Source organism: Sphingomonas sp. NIC1 (assembly GCF_001638925.1).
Taxonomy (GTDB): Bacteria; Pseudomonadota; Alphaproteobacteria; order Sphingomonadales; family Sphingomonadaceae; genus Sphingomonas; species Sphingomonas aquatilis.
On the sequence record NZ_CP015521.1, the window covers coordinates 1,815,585 to 1,831,506 of the forward strand.

Consider the following 15,922-nt stretch of genomic DNA (forward strand, 5'->3'; position numbering starts at 1 on the left):
CGGCTTGCCGCCCGCCCGGCAACGGGGTGAAATCACGAAAAAACCGGACCCCCGCCCTCCTGCCGCAAAAAACTGGCACGGCGGTTGCTTAGCGTCTCGGCAGCGCAATGGTGCGCCGGAGATTTGGCCCGATGGCCGCTGACAGTCTGTTCGGAATTCACGGATCCGCCCTGGAAGTGCGTTCGCAGCGCATGGGCGTGCTCGCGTCGAATATCGCCAACGCCTCGACCCCCGGGTTCAAGGCGAAGGATATCGATTTCAAGTCGGCGCTTGCGTCGATGGAGAGCGATATCGGCGAAAAGGGCATCGCCGCCGCGACCAAATATCGCGTGCCGGTGCAGACCTCGATGGATGGCAACACCGTCGAGCTGAACCAGGAACAGACTGCCTTCGCCGAAAATGCCGTCCAGTATCAGACGACGCTGTCGTTCCTGAACGGACGCATCGGCCAGATCACCCGCGCGCTGAAGGGGGAGTAAGGCCATGGCCGATCCGATGAGCGTCTTTCAGGTGGCAGGCCGCGCGATGAGCGCGCAGCTCGTCCGCCTGAACACGACCGCATCCAACCTTGCCAATGCCGGCGGTACGACCGGGTCGGCGGACACTGCCTACAAGACGATGAAGCCGGTGTTCCGCACCAGCTTCGACGCCGCGAGCGGCCTTGCCACCGTCGACGTCGAAAAGATCGTCACCGCGGGCGAAGCGCCGACCAAGATCTACGACCCCAACAACCCGGTCGCGGACAAGGACGGCAATATCTACCAGGCCGCCGTCGATGAAAGCCGCGAGTTCGTCGACATGATGGAGACGGCGCGCTCGTACCAGAACAACGTCGAGGTGCTGAACACTGCCAAGCAGCTCACCATCGATACCCTCAAGCTGGGCCGCTAACCCATGACCACCACGACCTCCACATCGGGTTCGTCGTTTGATACGACGCTCGCCAACCTCGGCATCAAGCGCGCCGCGAGCAACACCGGCACGACGACCGCCAGCGGTGCATCGACCGTTACCGGCGTCACCAAGACGACGCTGGACCAGTCCGACTTCCTGACGCTGCTGACCACGCAGCTGAAGAACCAGGACCCGTTCGCGCCGATGGACAACACGCAGATGGTCGCCCAGATGGCGCAATTCTCGTCCGTCGCCGGCATCAGCGAGATGAACAAGTCGCTGACCGGCATTTCGAACAAGCTCGGCTCGACCAGCGCGAGCGATGCGATGAGCTACGTCGGCAAGACCGTGCTGACCGAAGGATCGACCGCCTATCCGCGCTCGTCCGGCGGGATCGACGGTGCGGTCGAGCTGGACGACGATGCGACGCAGGTCACCGTGTCGATCAGCGACGCCAATGGCGGCATGCTGCGCCAGCTCGACCTCGGCGCGCAGAAGAAGGGTTCGATCGCCTTCGACTGGGACGGCAAGGACGGCTCGGGTCAGGACGCGGGCAAAGGCCCCTTCACGATCAGTGCCTTCGCCACCGGTGGCGACAAGACGATCACCAGCCGCACGCTCGTCTGGGCGCCGGTCGAATCCGTGTCCCTGCCATCCAGCGGCAAACCCGTTCTGAAGGTCGTCGGCGTCGGTGACGTCGATCCGTCCAACGTCCGTTCCGCCGCCTGATCTTCCCCCCGTTTTCCGAATTCCAGGAGAAACCCAATGTCCTTCTTCACCTCGCTATCCGGTCTTCAGGCTTCGCAGACCGACATGGACACCATCTCGCACAACCTCGCCAACGTCTCGACCACGGGCTTCAAGAAGAGCCGCGTCGAATTTTCGGACGTCATCGCATCGAGCGTGTCGACCGATCCGCGCAAGATGGTGGGGTCGGGCGTCATCGTGAAGGCGACGCAGCAGCAGTTCAAGAACGGCAATTTGCAGGGCACGACCAACGCGCTCGACCTGGCGGTCATGGGCGAAGGCTTCTTCACGGTGAAGACGACCGGCGCCAGCGACGCGATCGCCTATACCCGCAACGGTTCGTTCTCGGTCGACGCCAGCCGCAACGTCGTCGACAGCCAGGGCAGCTTCCTGATGGTCTATCCGGTCGACGGCGACGGCAACGTCACCGCCACCGGTGAAGATGGCCTGACCAACCTGCAGCTGCAGCAGACCAGCGGTACGCCGAAGGCGACGCAGTCCGTGTCGACCGCGATCAACCTGTCGGGCACGACGACCGTCAACAAGAAGACGTTCGATCGCACCGACACGACGACCTACAACAACTCGGTCGCGACGCGCGTCTACGACGCGAACGGCAATCCGATGACGATGACCAGCTATTACGTGCGCACCGCGGTGCCCGATGCCACCAAGGGCACGGACAGCACGTGGGCGGTCTATACGTTCGTCGGCGACAAGCAGCTGGAAGTCGGCGGCAAGAAGGATCCCGTCCAAATCACCTTTGCCAACACCGGCGCGATCAAGACGCCGGCGACGCCGATCCAGTACGATACGTTCATCCCGCTGTCGGGCGCCGCAGCGCAGAACCTGACGCTGAACCTCGGCAACTCGACGCAGCTGGCGTCGGCCTTCGCGGTCAACAGCAAGAGCCAGGACGGCGTGCCCGTCGGTCAGCTGGCCGGCGTGACGGTGACGTCGGAAGGCCTGATCCAGGCGAGCTTCTCGAACGGCGACATCGTGCCGCTGGGCAAGGTCGCGCTGGCGAAGTTCTCGACGCCGACCGGCCTGCGCCAGATCGGCAACAGCTATTGGTCGGCGACGGGTCTGTCGGGCACCGCGACGATGGGGTCGGCGGCCGCCGACGGCTTCGGCTCGCTGATGTCGGGTCAGATCGAAGGATCGAACGTCGACATTACCGAAGAACTGGTCAACCTGATCGCCGCGCAGCGCAACTTCCAGGCGAACTCGAAGGCGCTCGATACCGCGAACCAGGTCTCGCAGACCATCATTCAGATCCGCGGCTAAACGAGTCGGTGGGGACGCGGGAGCGCTAGATGGACAAATTGGTCTACACGGCGGCGACGGGTCTGCGCGCGCACATGCAGGCGCAGGCCGCGATCGCCAACAATATGGCGAACGCGTCCACCACGGGCTTTCGCGCCGATCGCGTCATCTTCGATCGTATCGAGCTGAAGGGCGGCGGCGCGCAGTTGGAGGCGCGTGCGCCGACCAGCGAGGAAGTCACCGACGCCGACCGCGCGCCGGGTGCCATCCAGCATACCGGCCGCGCGCTCGACGTCGCCGTCACCGGCGTCAACGACTGGCTGGCGGTGCAGGCGAGCGACGGCAGCGAGGCCTATACCCGCCGCGGCGACCTGGAGGTCGCGCCGTCGGGCGTGTTACAGACCGGCGACGGCTTCATCGTGCAGGGTCAGAACGGCCCGATCACGCTGCCGCCGTACACCAGCCTGACGATCGCCGGCGACGGGACGATCAGCATCATTCCGCAAGGGGGCGATGCCGCCAACCCACAGGTGGTCGACCGGCTGAAGATCGTCGACACCAAGGGGTCGCAGACGGTCAAAGGCCTCGACAACCTGCTGCGCGTGAAGGGCGGCGGCACGCTGCCCGCGAACCTCGACGCCAAGGTGCAGGGCGGCGCGCTGGAGGGCTCCAACGTCAATATGACGCAGGTGCTCGTCGATATGCTGGAAAACCAGCGCAGCTACGAAATTCAGGCCAATCTGATGAAATCGGCCAAGGAACTGGACGAAGGCGGCTCATCCGTGATGCGCCTGCCGAGCTAAGGGACGAAGAGCATGTCATCCTCCGCCATGCATATCGCGCGCACCGGGCTCGACGCCCAGGATACGCGCATGCGAGTCATTTCGAACAACCTCGCGAACGTCAACACGACGGCGTTCAAGAAGGATCGCGCCGCGTTCGAGACGCTGGCCTATCAGACGGTCACGGCGCCGGGGTCCCAGTCGACCGCGGAAACGAAGTATGCGACCGGCCTCAACCTCGGCACCGGTGTGCGCGTACAGGGCACGGCGCGGATCGACACGCAGGGGTCGCTGACGCAGACCGGCAACAGCTTCGACCTGGCGCTGGATGGCGACGGCTATTTCCAGATCCAGATGCCGGGCGGCCAGCTGGGCTATACGCGCGCGGGCAACTTCAACCGCAGCCCGGAAGGCCTGCTGGTGACGTCGGAGGGCTATCAGGTCCAGCCGGGCATCACCGTGCCGGCGAACGCGACCTCGGTGTCGATCGGCACCGACGGCACCGTCACCGCGCAGATCCCCGGGCAGACGACGGGCAGCACGCTGGGCCAGATCCAGATCGCGAGCTTCCCCAATCCCACCGGCCTGCAATCGACCGGCGACAATTACCTGCGCGAAACCGCCTCGTCGGGTGCCGCCAACCTCGGCATCGCTGGGCAGGACGGCCGCGGCAACGTGCGCCAGGGCAGCCTGGAAGCGTCGAACGTCAACGTCGTCGAGGAACTCGTCGACATGATCGAGACGCAGCGCGCCTATGAGGTCAATTCCAAGATGATCTCGTCCTCCGATGAAATGCTCAAATACGTGAACCAGAACCTGTAACATGGCCTCCGCACCCAACCCCTTCCGCCCCGGCGCCTTCGTCGTCAGCCACTGGGCCGAGATCGCCCTCGCCGCGGCGTCCAGCCTGCTCGTGCTTGCCGCGCTCACGCCCGGCGAGGCGAACGCCAGCATCTTCGGCAAGAAGAAGCCGGCGGAGGACTTCACCGTCGTGCGCGCGCCTATGACGCCGCCGCCGGCCCCGGCCAATGGCGCGATCTTCCAGGCGAGCGACGGCTATGCGCCGCTGTACGAAGGCTGGCGCGCGCGCCGCGTCGGCGATCCGCTGACCATCGTGCTGGTCGAGAACACGGCCGCCTCCAAATCGTCGAGCTCGAAGCTCGATTCGAGCGGGCAGGGCGGCATCACGCCGCCGACCACCGGACCGCTGAGCCTGTTCGGCGCGACCGATGCGTCGATGAGCGGCACGCGCGGCTTCAACGGACAGGGGCAGGCGAACCAGGCCAATTCGCTGTCGGGCGAAGTCTCCGTCACGGTTGCGGCGGTCTATCCCAACGGCACGATGCTGGTGCAGGGGCAGAAGCGCGTGACGCTGAACCGCGGCGATGAGTTCGTGCGTATCAAGGGGCTGGTGCGCAGCGCCGACATCAGCGCCGACAATCGCGTGCTGTCCACCCGCGTCGCCGATGCGCAGATCTCCTACACCGGCAAGGGCGACGTCGCGCGCGCCGGGCGGCAGGGCTGGCTCAGCCGCTTCTTCTCCGTCGTGTCGCCGTTCTGACGGCCGTCTTGACGCGTTGTTAACCATAGGAAGTGCAGGCTGCTGCCCATGTTCCGCCGTCTGATCCTCTCGCTCGCCGCCGCTCTGGCTTTCGTCGCTGCGCCCGCCGAGGCCGACCGGATCAAGGATCTGGGCGGTTTCCAGGGCATCCGTTCGAACCAGCTGACCGGCTATGGCGTGGTCGTCGGCCTGCCCGGCACGGGCGACGACAATTTGGAATATACCGTTCAGTCGCTCAAGGCCGTCGCGTCGCGCTTCGGCCTGCAGCTGCCGCCGGGTGCCAATCCGGGGATGAAGAACGCGGCGGTCGTGATGATCACCGCCGATCTGCCGCCCTTCGCCAAGCCGGGACAGAAGCTGGACATCACCGTCGCTTCGATGGGCAAGGCCAAGTCCTTGCGCGGCGGCAGCCTGGTGCTGACGCCGCTGCTGGGTGCGGATAACCAGATCTATGCGATGGCGCAGGGCAACCTTGCCGTCGGCGGCCTGGGTGCCGAGGGCGCCGACGGATCGAAGATCGTCGTCAACGTGCCCTCCGCCGGGCGTATTCCGGATGGCGCCACCGTCGAACGTGCGGTCGCGACCGGCTTCGATTCGACGCCCAACCTGACCTTCAACCTTGCGCGGGCCGATTTCACCACGGCGCAGAACGTCGCGCAGGCGATCAATGCGAAGCTGGGCTTCGGCACCGCCGAGGCGATCGACGGCGTGTCGATCGCGGTGCGCGCGCCGCCCGGCGCCGATGTGCGTGCGACGCTGATGTCGACGATCGAGAACCTCGACGTCGTGTCGGCCGAGCCGCCGGCAAAAGTAATTGTAAATGCACGCACCGGAACGGTCGTTATCAATTCTGCGGTCAGGGTGGGTCCGGCTGCGGTGACGCACGGCAAGCTGACCGTGCGCATCGACGAGAACCAGCGGATCAGCCAGCCTGCTCCGTTCAGCCAGGGCCAGACCGCGCTGGAGCGCAAGTCCAACGTGTCGGTCGAGGAGGAGAAGAAGCCGATGTTCCTGCTCACGCCCGGGCCGAAGCTCGCCGATGTGGTGAAGGCGGTGAACGCGATCGGTGCGTCGCCCGCCGATCTGGTCGCGATCCTGGAAGCGCTGAAGGAAGCCGGCAGCCTGAAGGCGGAGTTGATCGTCCTGTGACGGGTCCGTCGATCTCGAATGGCGTCGCTGGTGCCGGGGGCATCTCGACCGATACGTCGCGCCTCAAGACCGCAGATAACCTGAAGAAGGCGGGCCAGCAGTTCGAGGCGGTGTTCACCGGCATGATGCTGAAGAGCATGCGGCAGGCCAAGCTTGCCGATCCGCTGTTCGATTCGAAGGCGATCGACACCTTCACCGAAATGCAGGACGCCCGCGTCGCGCAGACGATGTCGGAAACGACGCCGCTCGGCATCGGCAAGGCGATGACCGCCTTCCTCGCCAAGAAGCAATCGGATCTTAACGACTCCACGGCAGATCCGCCCAAATGAGCGATATGCTGTCGATCGGCGCGTCCGGCGTCCGCGCGTATCAAACCGCGCTTGCGACCGTTGGCGAGAATATCGCCAACGTGAATTCGGCCGGCTACACGCGTCGACAGGTCGCGCTGAACGAAGTGGCCGGCGTCGGCACGACCTTCGCTTATGCCGCGGGCAACGGCGTCACGCTGACCGGCGTAACCCGATCGACCGACATCTATTCCAGCCGCGCGCTGCGCGCCGCGAACAGCGACCTGTCGCGCACCACCAGCGGTGCGGCTTGGCTGGACCGTATCCAGGGCGCGCTGACCGGCAATGCGCTGACGTCGCGCGTCACCAATTTCTTCGGCGCGGCGCAGGCGCTCGCCGCCGAACCCGATTCGACCGCGTTGCGCACCGGTATGGTGAGCGCCGCGACGTCTGCCGCCATCGCCTTCACCGCGACGGGAAAGGCGTTCGACCAGATCGATGCCGATATCGATACCGCCGGCAATCAGGCCGCGCAGGATCTGACCTCGCTCGGCGTGTCGCTGTCCAAGATCAACGAAGGCATCAGTCGTTCGCAGCCGGGCAGCACCGCGGCGGCGCAGCTGATGGACCAGCGCGACGACGTCCTGTCGCAGATGAGCAACCTCAGCGACATCACCACGACGTTCGATTCGATCGGGCGGGCGACGGTCAACCTGGGCGGATCGAGCGGCGCGCCGTTCGTGCGCGGCACCGGTGCCGGCACCGTCACCTACGCGCGCGACGACACCGGCAAGATCGCCTTCAGCATCACGGTGGGGATCGAGAAGACGCAGATCACCCCCGGCGGCGGCACGCTTGGGGGTCTGGTGGATGGCGCGCAGCGGGCCTCGTCGATCCGCGACGTGCTCAATTCGGTCGCGGGGCAGTTCGTCAAGACGGTCAACGACAACCAGGCGGCGGGCAAGGACCAGAACAACCAGACCGGCGCCGCGATGTTCGTCATCGACCAGACGCGGCCGGCGACCGAAATGAGCGTCGCTACCGGTTTCGTCGGCAGCCAAATCGCGGCGGGCACCGGTGGCGGATCGCGCGATGCGTCCAACCTCGCCGCGCTGGAAGCGACGCGGAACAGCAAGGGCTATGAGGCGCAGCTGACGACGCTCGTCACCGACAATGCCACCGCCTACAAGCAGAAGAACACGATCGCGGACGCGCAGACGTCGATCCGCGATGGCGCGGCGACGGCGCTGTCCTCATCGACCGGCGTCAATCTCGATTCGGAGGCGGTCGATCTCATTCGCTTCCAACAGGCCTATGCCGCCTCGAGTCGCGTGATCCAGGTCGCGCGTGAGACGATGCAGACGCTTCTGGATATGCGGTAGGATTGCCCATGCAGATTTCGACCAGCCTGTTCTACAGCAACGCCTCCAGCCGCTTAACCAAGATGAGCGACAAGGCGCAGGAACTGCAGACGCAGATCGCGACCGGCAAAAAGCTGATCAAGCCGTCCGACGACCCCGCCGGCGCGCAGCAGCTCGCCGAACTCGATCGTCGCGACGCCGATGCGGCGGTGTACGGCACCAATCTGACGCTGGCGAGCTCGCTGCTCGATCAGGCGGATGGTGTGCTCAAGCAGATCACCGCACAGCTGACGCGCGCGACCGAACTCGCGACGCAGGCGGCGACCGGGACGCAGACCGACGCCGCGCGCAAGAGCATCGCGACAGAAATCACCTCGGTCGTGCAGTCGCTGGTCACGCTCGCCAATTCGCGCAACGTGCGCGGCCAGCCGCTGTTCGGCACCGTCGACGGCACGAAGGCGGTGACCGACAATGGCAACGGCACCTTCACCTTCCCGGCGAACAACACCCTCGTATCCGAAGTGCCGATCGCCGATGGCCAGACGATCCAGGCGACCGAGAGCGCCAAGACGATCTTCGACCTGGGCAATGGCGACAATACGTTGGCGATGCTGAGCCGCATGGCGGCGACGCTGAACGGCGGCGGCGACGTGTCGTCGTCGATGAGCACGGCGCTCGATTCGCTGAGCCAGGCCGTTGACCAGGTCGCCAACGTGCAGGCCTCGGTCGGGTCGCGTTCGGCACGCGTCGATCTGCAACAGCAATTGTTGACCACGGCGAACACCGATCGCGCCGATCTGCGCGGCAAGCTGGAGCAGGTCGACGTCACCGACGCGATCGTCCAATTGCAGCAGATGATGACCGCGCTGTCGGCGTCGCAGGCGAGCTTCACCAAGCTCTCGCAGCTCTCGCTGTTCGATTACCTGAAGTAACGTAGGCCAAGACCGACGTCCGTGATGTCCCGTCGCCGCGCGAGCGGCGGTCGGGCCCATGTGCCGTTCGCGCAGCGGGGTGTTGCCACAGGTTTTTGTCCGGAACGGCCAAATCCGGGGCATGGTAACCACTTGTCTAGGAAATGCGGTTAACCAGGTAAGCCACAAGAGTCGGCATCGCCGGCTAAACGGGGGTTCCCACAGTGTTTCCTGCGATCGGTCTCGTCGTTCTACTCGGCATGGTGTTCGGCGGTTTCGCCATCACCGGCGGTGCCCTTGGCCCCGTGTTCGAGGCGATCCCGCACGAGATGCTCATCATCGGCGGCGCCGCAGCGGGCGCGCTGATCATCGGCAACTCGGGCGCCGAGTTGAAGGCGATGGGCGGCGGCCTCGCCAAGGTGTTCAAGGGGCCCAAGTACAAGAAGCAGGACTATCTCGACGTCATCTTCCTCGTCAGCAAGCTGATGAAGATGCTGCGCATGGACGGTCCGATCGCGCTCGAACCGCATGTCGAGGACCCCAAGTCGTCGTCGGTGTTCAGCGAATATCCGCGCCTGCTTGCCGATCACACTTTGGTCAATCTGATCGCCGATACGCTGCGCCTGGTCGTTGTGTCGTCGGGCACGCTCGACGTGCATGCGGTCGAGGAGGTGATGGATCATGCGATCAAGTCGCACCACCACGAGGTCGAGGGGCCGGAGCATACGCTGACCAGCCTCGCCGATTCGCTGCCCGCGCTCGGCATCGTCGCCGCGGTGCTCGGTATCGTGAAGACGATGGGGTCGATCGACAAGCCACCGTCGGTGCTGGGCGGCATGATCGGATCGGCGCTGGTCGGTACGTTCATGGGCGTGTTGCTGGCCTACGGCATCGTTAATCCGCTCGCCGGGCGCCTGAAGCAGATCATCCATGCCGATGCCGCCATCTATCACGTCGTCAAGCAGATCATCATCGCTTCGCTGCACGGCCACCCGCAGCCGCTGGTGATCGAGGCCGCGCGCAGCGGTATCGCGCACAAGAACCAGCCCGGCTTTGCCGAGGTGTTCGACGGCTTGCGCGGCAAGTAAGATCCGATGGCGCGCGCAGCACCGCACGGCAACAACCAGCCGCCCAAGATCGTCATCGTCAAGAAGATCACCATCGCCGGTGGTGGTCACCATGGCGGTGCGTGGAAGGTCGCCTATGCCGACTTCGTGACCGCGATGATGGCGTTCTTCCTGCTCCTGTGGCTGCTCGGCGCGACCACGGAGAAGCAGCGCAAGGGCATCGCCGACTATTTCGCGCCGACCCTAATCGACAAGAAGTCGCTGGGCCTGGGCGGCAATGGCGTGCTGGGCGGCGAATCGATCCTCAGCAACAACAAGCTGGGTCCGAAGGCGGCGGCGGCGCCGATCGCGTCGATCGGCGTGCCGATCATGCAGACCGGCGGCGACCGCAGCGGCACGGGCGACAAGGGATCGCTGCGCAATCCGACCGCGACCGCGCTCGACCAGAAGGCGTTCGAGGCGATCAAGCAGGAGATCGAGAAGCAGATCATGAGTTCGAAGAGCCTGTCGAAGCTCGCGAGCCATATCCGCTTCGTGCCGACGCAGGACGGGCTGCGCATCGATCTGGTCGACGATGCCGATTATTCGATGTTCGCGCTGGGTACGACGGCACTGGATTCGCGGGCGTCGGACCTGATCGGGATGATCGCCGGCACGATCGCGGGGACGCCCAACACGATCATGATCCGCGGCCATACCGACAGCGTACCCTATGGCGACCCCAGGGCGATGAACAACTGGATGCTGTCGTCCGGCCGCGCGGAATCAACGCGGCGTCGGCTGGCGCTGGGCGGCATCCCGGAATCGCGCTTCGAGCGGATCGAGGGCGTGGCGGATCGCGAGCCGATCGTCGTCAACGACCCCGGCGATCCGCGCAATCGCCGCGTCGCGATCACCCTGCTGTATCGCAAGGGCGCGTTCGGCCAATAGCGGCCCCCAATAGCGGCCCCTCGTCATCGCCGGATACGAAAGACCCGCGCGGAAGGCATCCCTTCCGCGCGGGTCTTGCGTTCGTCCCCTCCAGCGCCGTGGGGGCGGCGGCGGAGGGGCGTGGCCGATCAGGCCTCGACGGCGTCCGCCGGCTTGCGACCGCGCTTGGCAGCGGCGGCGCCATCGCCCTTGCGTGCGCCCGGCTTGCGGCCGAGACCGATCTTCTTGGCCATCGCGCGGCGGCTTTCCGAATAGGTTTCGGCGACCATCGGGTAATCCGGCTTCAGGCCATAGCGTTCGCGATATTCGGCCGGCGTCATGCCATGGGTGGCGAGGTGACGACGCAAGGTCTTGTACGGCTTGCCGTCGATCATCGAGATGATGTGATCCTTCGACGCCAGCGACTTACGCACCGAAACCGCGGGCGTATATTCAGTCGCCGGTGCGCTTTCCGTTTCCGTGGTGCCGGTGCCAAGCAGCGCCGAGACGGTGTCGTGCATCTTGCCGAGGAAGGCCGGAACCTCATCAGCGGAAATACGGGTGTTGGGGTTGCCGAGCCAAGCAATCGTCAGTTCGGTTGCCAGTTCGACGGCATTCAGGTCGGACGTTTCATCAGTCATAGTTTGCTCCTTTGACTGACAATAGCCCTAGACATGAGACAAGGCGCGTCAAGCCTGCGGCGACCCGAATTGATAGATAGATCAAGTCAAATTTAGAAAAGGGAATGAAAATACTGTCATCAAGACTGATCAGGCCGATCGTGACGCGCCTGCGGCCCGCACGGCGGCAAGATCCGGATAGCCGTTGACCGCCATCAGCAGGTCCGCCTCGGCCAAGATACAGCGCAGGACGTGCGCTGCGCCGGCCGCGCCGTCGAGCGCCAGGCCGTAGCTATAGGGGCGGCCGATACCGACCGCGGTGGCGCCCAGCGCCAGCGCCTTCACCACGTCACTGCCCGAGCGGACGCCGGAGTCGAACAGGACGGGCGTGTCGCCTGCCGCGGCGACGACGCCCGGTAGCATGTCGATCGCGGCGATGCCGCCGTTCGCCTGCCGGCCGCCGTGGTTCGAGCAATAGATGGCGTCGGCCCCGGTATCGATGGCGCGGCGCGCATCGTCGGGGTGGCAGATGCCCTTCAGGATCAGCGGCAGTTTGGTGAGCGAGCGCAGCCAAGGCATGTCGTCCCACGTCAGCACCTTGCCGAACGTCGCCGCCCAGCTGCGCACCGCGGCGGCGGGGTCCTGCTCGGGCGGGGTTTGCAGCAGGCGGCGGAAGACGGGGTCGCTGAAGTAGTTCGTCAGCACATGGCCGCGCAGCTGCGGGAAATTGCCGGTGTTGAGGTCGCGGGGGCGCCAGCCGGTGACCCAGGTGTCGAGCGTCACCACGATGCCCTTGTAGCCCGCCGCCTCCGCGCGGGAGACAAGGCTGGCGGCGAGGTCGCGATCCTTGGGCGTATAGAGCTGGAAGAAGCCGGGGGTGTCGCCCATCGCCTGTGCCACGTCCTCCAGCGGATCGTTGGACAAGGTGGAGGCGACCAGCGGCACGCGCGTCGCGGCGGCGGCGCGGGCGGCGGCGAGGTCGCCGTGGCCGTCGGGGGTCATCAGCCCGGTAACGCCGATCGGCGCCATGAAGATCGGGCTGGGCAGGCGCAGGCCGAACAGGTCGATCGACAGGTCGCGGGTCGAGCAATCGACCATCATCCGCGGCACCATACCCCAGTGGCGGAAGGCGGCGGCGTTATGGTCCTGCGTATATTCGTCGCCGCAGCCGCCCTGGACGTAATCGCGCACCGATGCCGGCATCGCCGCGGTGGCGCGGGCGGCGAGCGTGGCGAAGTCGACGGGCACCTTGGGCACCACGCCCGACAGGCCGGCGAAGTAGATGGCGTTCTGATAGTCGCCGTAATGGGGCATCGGGCTTGCCTTTACCTGCGCGCGTCAGCGCGTCTTTATGGTCGCGCGAAGACGCGAAGACGCGAAGGTGTCACGATTGGGAAGGACCTTAGTCTGTCTTCGCCTAAGGGCTGACGAGGCGGCTTCGCCGGGTGCGCCCTCTTTGCGTCTTCGCGTCTTCGCGTGAACGATTACTCCTTATAGCTGGGATCGATGCGGTCGAGCTTGCGCAGCAGCGCGGGCCAGGCGAGGCCTTGCGCGAGCATCGCCATGCCGGCGCCGCTCGACTGTTCCTCCACCTTTTCGGCGACGCCCTGGTTGGGGGTGTTGAGGTTCTCCCGCCCCGCGCTGAGCATCAGGATCTGCGCTTCGCAGGCGCGTTCGAGGAAGTACATGCGGACGAACGCCTGGGCGACGCTGGCGCCGACCGCGAGCGTGCCGTGGTTGCGCAGGATCATGCTGCTCTTGGAGCCCAGGTCCGCGACCAGCCGCTCGCGCTCGTCCAGCTCGGTCGCGATGCCTTCGAAGTCGTGATAGGCGACATCGTGGCCGGCGATCATCGCGGTCTGCGTATGGGGCAGCAGCCCTTCGCGCATCGCCGACACCGCCTGCCCGTGCGGCGTGTGGAGGTGGAGCACCGCGGCGGCATCCTCGCGCGCGGCATGGATCGCCGAATGGATGACGAAGCCGGCGCGGTTCACCGGCGCGGGCGTATCGTCGATCTTGTTGCCGTCGAGGTCGATCTTGACCAGCGACGAGGCGGTGATCTCTTCGAACATCAGATTGTAGGGGTTGATGAGGAAGTGATGCTCCGGCCCCGGCACGCGTGCGGACAGATGCGTGAAGATCAGATCGTCCCAGCCATAATGCGCGACCAGGCGATAGGCGGCGGCAAGATCGACGCGCAGCGCCCATTCCTCGGGGCTGATCGAGTCGCGCCGCGACGCCGTAACGGAATCGGGACGTAGAGCGGTGGCCATGGATGATCCTCTCTCTTTTCTATGGGCTTAGGATGCCATGGATCGAGGCGAGGGGACAGGGCGTGCGGCCGCGGAAAGTCACAAAAGTCACGCCCACGCACGTGTTGCGCGGAAGCGAGCATCGCGGGCGGCAGGACGGTGGGATCGGACATCAGCGGCGCGGCTCCGGTGCAAAGCGAGCCGCGCGGTGTAGGCGAGGCGGGGGCGTGTAGGACAGTTTGTCTCGTGGAATGTCCAACAGGGATGCATGTGGAGCAGGTCGCGGTGGCGGTGGTCTGGACGGAGCGCGACGGCGCATGCCGCGTGATCTCGATGCGACGGATGCACCAATGGGAGATCAGATGTGTCGGATTGGATTGATCCCGATGACGCCCCCGAATTGACGGAGGACATGGCGGCGATCGCTGAGGTTCGCGTCGGCGGCAGGGTCGTTCGCCCGGCGAGCGGCTATCTCGGACCCGATGGTGTCGTACGTGGCCGTCCACTGTTGCGCGAGCAGGCCAAGCGCCAGGTGACACTGCGGCTCGACCCCGATGTGATCGAGCGATTCCGCGCGGACGGGCCGGGCTGGCAGGGGCGGATGAACGCGGCGCTGCGCAAGGCGGCGGGGCTTTAGGGTTCCTCGCGATCGGCGCGCCTGCCGGGAGGTAGGATTATGTCCGCGCGGAGGCGCGGAGGGCGCAGAGAGGGGGCGTGCGCGGCGACGTCTTTTGCTTGTCTCGCCGTGCGGGGATGGCGGGAGCGTCCGGCAGACGCGACACCTCCGCGTTCTCCGCGCCTCCGCGTGCAAACACTGTCCTGACCTCGGCAGCGGGCGCGCGGGTGGCGAGCGTCAGGTTATCCGGTGCCGATCGATGATCCGCCGTGCCTTTGCCATCACCTGATCGTGCGGGATTTTGGGGGCGGTGGACGCCATCGCCCGCTTCGCTTCTGCGCAGAACCACGCGTCATGTGCTGCGGCACCCCTGCTGGTCGCGAACTCCGACACGATGGGGTTCGCTCGGTCATTAGTGCAATATTGCTTAACCTAGGCATGGCCAAAACGCGCGCCGATCTCAAGTTTATGTCTGAGTCAACGGCTGCTGCTTCTAGCTTACTTTTTAACACCCATCGTCCACTTATCGAGCGTGTTGCACGATTTAGCAATATAGTTCTATGCTTCGCAAATAACCTAATCGACTCACATTGTGTGGTCATACGAAATTTGGAAGGCGGGGATGGCGCTATCGGATTTTGCTCCAGCAGGTCGGCCTCCTGAAGTGGCGGTCGTAACTTCTGTAAGTCAAGCTGTTGACATATTTGACAAATTAGTCTCGCAGGATGACACATTTCGGGTATTTCGGGGACACGCTAAATATGATTGGCCTATAGCGCCAAGTATCTTCCGCGAAGACGTAGATACAATAAGCCATGAGTATAAACTTATACGCGACCTTATAGCTTTATACCCTCGCGATTTTGAGAACGACGATACGATGTTTGATCGCTTGGTAAGAATGCAGCACTTTGGACTTAGGACAAGGTTGCTAGACGTATCCCGCAATCCACTCGCTGCGCTTTATTTTGCTGTCGAGGATGGAGATCAAAACTCAAATGATGGAGCTGTACTTGTACTTTCGGTGCCAAACGAAAGAATAAAGTACTACGATAGCGATTCTGTAAGCTGCATCGCAAATCTTGCCAATTTAACTAATCAGGAAAAAGAGGTTATAGAGGATACCCCTGCTCGTTCGGCTAGTGAGCTACACAAGATAAATGCCGTTGATAGGTTGTTTCAATTTATACGTTCCGAGAAACCAGAATTTCGCGCCCGAATATCTCGAGATGATTTATTCAAGCCATACTTTGTTCATCCAAAGATGGACAACAAAAGAATTATAGCGCAAAATGGTGCGTTTATTATTTATGGATTGAAGCGCACGAAGGGGCCCGCATTCAAGAAAAACATTGGCGTTAGGTCTATTCGTATTCCTGCATCAGCAAAAGAAGACATTAGAAGGACTCTTCGTCGTCTCGGCTATGACGATAGCACTATATATCCAGACATTGAGAGATCGGCGCGGCAACTAATCAAGCGATATGTTCCATGATGGAA

At 64.2% G+C, this 15,922-nt stretch carries 18 protein-coding genes; 15 read left to right on the forward strand and 3 right to left on the reverse strand.

Annotation, left to right across the window (positions count from 1 at the left end):
- Positions 1 to 131 precede the first annotated feature (131 nt).
- From flgB to A7E77_RS08840, 13 genes are all read left to right on the forward strand, one after another.
- Positions 132 to 479 carry a flagellar basal body rod protein FlgB gene (gene flgB / locus A7E77_RS08780; protein ID WP_024310425.1) on the forward strand — a complete coding sequence of 116 codons (348 nt, stop codon included), beginning with the start codon at positions 132 to 134 and terminating at the stop codon, positions 477 to 479.
- Between the two features lie 4 nt (positions 480 to 483).
- On the forward strand, positions 484 to 891 hold the full coding sequence (gene flgC / locus A7E77_RS08785) for a flagellar basal body rod protein FlgC (RefSeq protein ID WP_017977371.1): 408 nt from the start codon (positions 484 to 486) through the stop codon (positions 889 to 891).
- Positions 892 to 894: 3 nt separating this feature from the next.
- The gene (locus tag A7E77_RS08790; RefSeq protein ID WP_017977372.1) at positions 895 to 1,623 is read left to right on the forward strand and encodes a flagellar hook assembly protein FlgD; all 729 of its coding nucleotides are present in this window, start codon (positions 895 to 897) and stop codon (positions 1,621 to 1,623) included.
- 36 nt (positions 1,624 to 1,659) lie between these two features.
- Positions 1,660 to 2,928, forward strand: coding sequence for a flagellar hook protein FlgE (locus A7E77_RS08795; RefSeq protein WP_017977373.1), 1,269 nt, complete (start codon positions 1,660 to 1,662; stop codon positions 2,926 to 2,928).
- Between the two features lie 29 nt (positions 2,929 to 2,957).
- A complete protein-coding gene (locus A7E77_RS08800) occupies positions 2,958 to 3,710 on the forward strand; it encodes a flagellar basal body rod protein FlgF (protein WP_017977374.1) in 753 nt (250 codons plus the stop codon).
- A gap of 12 nt (positions 3,711 to 3,722) precedes the next feature.
- Positions 3,723 to 4,511 carry a flagellar basal-body rod protein FlgG gene (gene flgG / locus A7E77_RS08805; protein WP_024310426.1) on the forward strand — a complete coding sequence of 263 codons (789 nt, stop codon included), beginning with the start codon at positions 3,723 to 3,725 and terminating at the stop codon, positions 4,509 to 4,511.
- Position 4,512: 1 nt separating this feature from the next.
- On the forward strand, positions 4,513 to 5,250 hold the full coding sequence (locus A7E77_RS08810) for a flagellar basal body L-ring protein FlgH (RefSeq protein ID WP_063687287.1): 738 nt from the start codon (positions 4,513 to 4,515) through the stop codon (positions 5,248 to 5,250).
- A gap of 48 nt (positions 5,251 to 5,298) precedes the next feature.
- Entirely contained in the window at positions 5,299 to 6,399 is a 1,101-nt protein-coding gene (locus A7E77_RS08815) for a flagellar basal body P-ring protein FlgI (protein ID WP_063687289.1), read from the forward strand.
- A complete protein-coding gene (locus A7E77_RS08820; protein WP_017977378.1) occupies positions 6,396 to 6,728 on the forward strand; it encodes a rod-binding protein in 333 nt (110 codons plus the stop codon). The genes A7E77_RS08815 and A7E77_RS08820 overlap by 4 nt, the downstream gene beginning before the upstream one ends.
- Positions 6,725 to 8,068, forward strand: coding sequence for a flagellar hook-associated protein FlgK (gene flgK / locus A7E77_RS08825; RefSeq protein WP_017977379.1), 1,344 nt, complete (start codon positions 6,725 to 6,727; stop codon positions 8,066 to 8,068). The genes A7E77_RS08820 and flgK overlap by 4 nt, the downstream gene beginning before the upstream one ends.
- An 8-nt stretch (positions 8,069 to 8,076) precedes the next feature.
- Complete coding sequence (flgL, locus tag A7E77_RS08830; protein WP_017977380.1) at positions 8,077 to 8,979, forward strand: flagellar hook-associated protein FlgL; 903 nt, start codon at positions 8,077 to 8,079, stop codon at positions 8,977 to 8,979.
- Positions 8,980 to 9,182: 203 nt separating this feature from the next.
- Entirely contained in the window at positions 9,183 to 10,046 is an 864-nt protein-coding gene (gene motA, locus A7E77_RS08835; RefSeq protein WP_020486342.1) for a flagellar motor stator protein MotA, read from the forward strand.
- Between the two features lie 6 nt (positions 10,047 to 10,052).
- The gene (locus tag A7E77_RS08840) at positions 10,053 to 10,955 is read left to right on the forward strand and encodes a flagellar motor protein MotB (RefSeq protein ID WP_017977382.1); all 903 of its coding nucleotides are present in this window, start codon (positions 10,053 to 10,055) and stop codon (positions 10,953 to 10,955) included.
- Positions 10,956 to 11,083: 128 nt separating this feature from the next.
- Here A7E77_RS08840 and A7E77_RS08845 read toward each other — a convergent pair whose 3' ends face one another.
- From A7E77_RS08845 to A7E77_RS08855, 3 genes are all read right to left on the reverse strand, one after another.
- Entirely contained in the window at positions 11,084 to 11,575 is a 492-nt protein-coding gene (locus tag A7E77_RS08845) for a MucR family transcriptional regulator (RefSeq protein WP_017977383.1), read from the reverse strand.
- A 129-nt stretch (positions 11,576 to 11,704) separates the two neighbouring features.
- Positions 11,705 to 12,868 (reverse strand): alpha-hydroxy-acid oxidizing protein, encoded by a 1,164-nt coding sequence (locus A7E77_RS08850; protein ID WP_063687291.1) that lies wholly within the window; start codon positions 12,866 to 12,868, stop codon positions 11,705 to 11,707.
- Between the two features lie 170 nt (positions 12,869 to 13,038).
- Positions 13,039 to 13,827, reverse strand: a complete 789-nt coding sequence (locus tag A7E77_RS08855) for a class II aldolase/adducin family protein (RefSeq protein ID WP_063687293.1) — start codon at positions 13,825 to 13,827, stop codon at positions 13,039 to 13,041.
- A 343-nt stretch (positions 13,828 to 14,170) separates the two neighbouring features.
- Between A7E77_RS08855 and A7E77_RS08860 the strand changes: the two genes are divergently transcribed.
- Both A7E77_RS08860 and A7E77_RS17345 read left to right on the forward strand, forming a co-directional pair.
- Entirely contained in the window at positions 14,171 to 14,443 is a 273-nt protein-coding gene (locus A7E77_RS08860) for a BrnA antitoxin family protein (RefSeq protein WP_078462255.1), read from the forward strand.
- A 601-nt stretch (positions 14,444 to 15,044) separates the two neighbouring features.
- Positions 15,045 to 15,917: an FRG domain-containing protein gene (locus tag A7E77_RS17345; protein ID WP_078462257.1), complete on the forward strand. Its 873-nt coding sequence runs from the start codon at positions 15,045 to 15,047 to the stop codon at positions 15,915 to 15,917.
- Positions 15,918 to 15,922 lie beyond the last annotated feature (5 nt).

Coding starts and splice junctions, on each gene's coding strand:
- flgB (WP_024310425.1), top strand. CDS start 132: ATGGCCGCTGACAGTCTGTTCGGAATTCACGGATCCGCCCTGGAAGTG.
- flgC (WP_017977371.1), top strand. CDS start 484: ATGGCCGATCCGATGAGCGTCTTTCAGGTGGCAGGCCGCGCGATGAGC.
- A7E77_RS08790 (WP_017977372.1), top strand. CDS start 895: ATGACCACCACGACCTCCACATCGGGTTCGTCGTTTGATACGACGCTC.
- A7E77_RS08795 (WP_017977373.1), top strand. CDS start 1,660: ATGTCCTTCTTCACCTCGCTATCCGGTCTTCAGGCTTCGCAGACCGAC.
- A7E77_RS08800 (WP_017977374.1), top strand. CDS start 2,958: ATGGACAAATTGGTCTACACGGCGGCGACGGGTCTGCGCGCGCACATG.
- flgG (WP_024310426.1), top strand. CDS start 3,723: ATGTCATCCTCCGCCATGCATATCGCGCGCACCGGGCTCGACGCCCAG.
- A7E77_RS08810 (WP_063687287.1), top strand. CDS start 4,513: ATGGCCTCCGCACCCAACCCCTTCCGCCCCGGCGCCTTCGTCGTCAGC.
- A7E77_RS08815 (WP_063687289.1), top strand. CDS start 5,299: ATGTTCCGCCGTCTGATCCTCTCGCTCGCCGCCGCTCTGGCTTTCGTC.
- flgK (WP_017977379.1), top strand. CDS start 6,725: ATGAGCGATATGCTGTCGATCGGCGCGTCCGGCGTCCGCGCGTATCAA.
- flgL (WP_017977380.1), top strand. CDS start 8,077: ATGCAGATTTCGACCAGCCTGTTCTACAGCAACGCCTCCAGCCGCTTA.
- A7E77_RS08840 (WP_017977382.1), top strand. CDS start 10,053: ATGGCGCGCGCAGCACCGCACGGCAACAACCAGCCGCCCAAGATCGTC.
- A7E77_RS08845 (WP_017977383.1), bottom strand. CDS start 11,575: ATGACTGATGAAACGTCCGACCTGAATGCCGTCGAACTGGCAACCGAA.
- A7E77_RS08850 (WP_063687291.1), bottom strand. CDS start 12,868: ATGCCCCATTACGGCGACTATCAGAACGCCATCTACTTCGCCGGCCTG.
- A7E77_RS08855 (WP_063687293.1), bottom strand. CDS start 13,827: ATGGCCACCGCTCTACGTCCCGATTCCGTTACGGCGTCGCGGCGCGAC.
- A7E77_RS17345 (WP_078462257.1), top strand. CDS start 15,045: ATGGCGCTATCGGATTTTGCTCCAGCAGGTCGGCCTCCTGAAGTGGCG.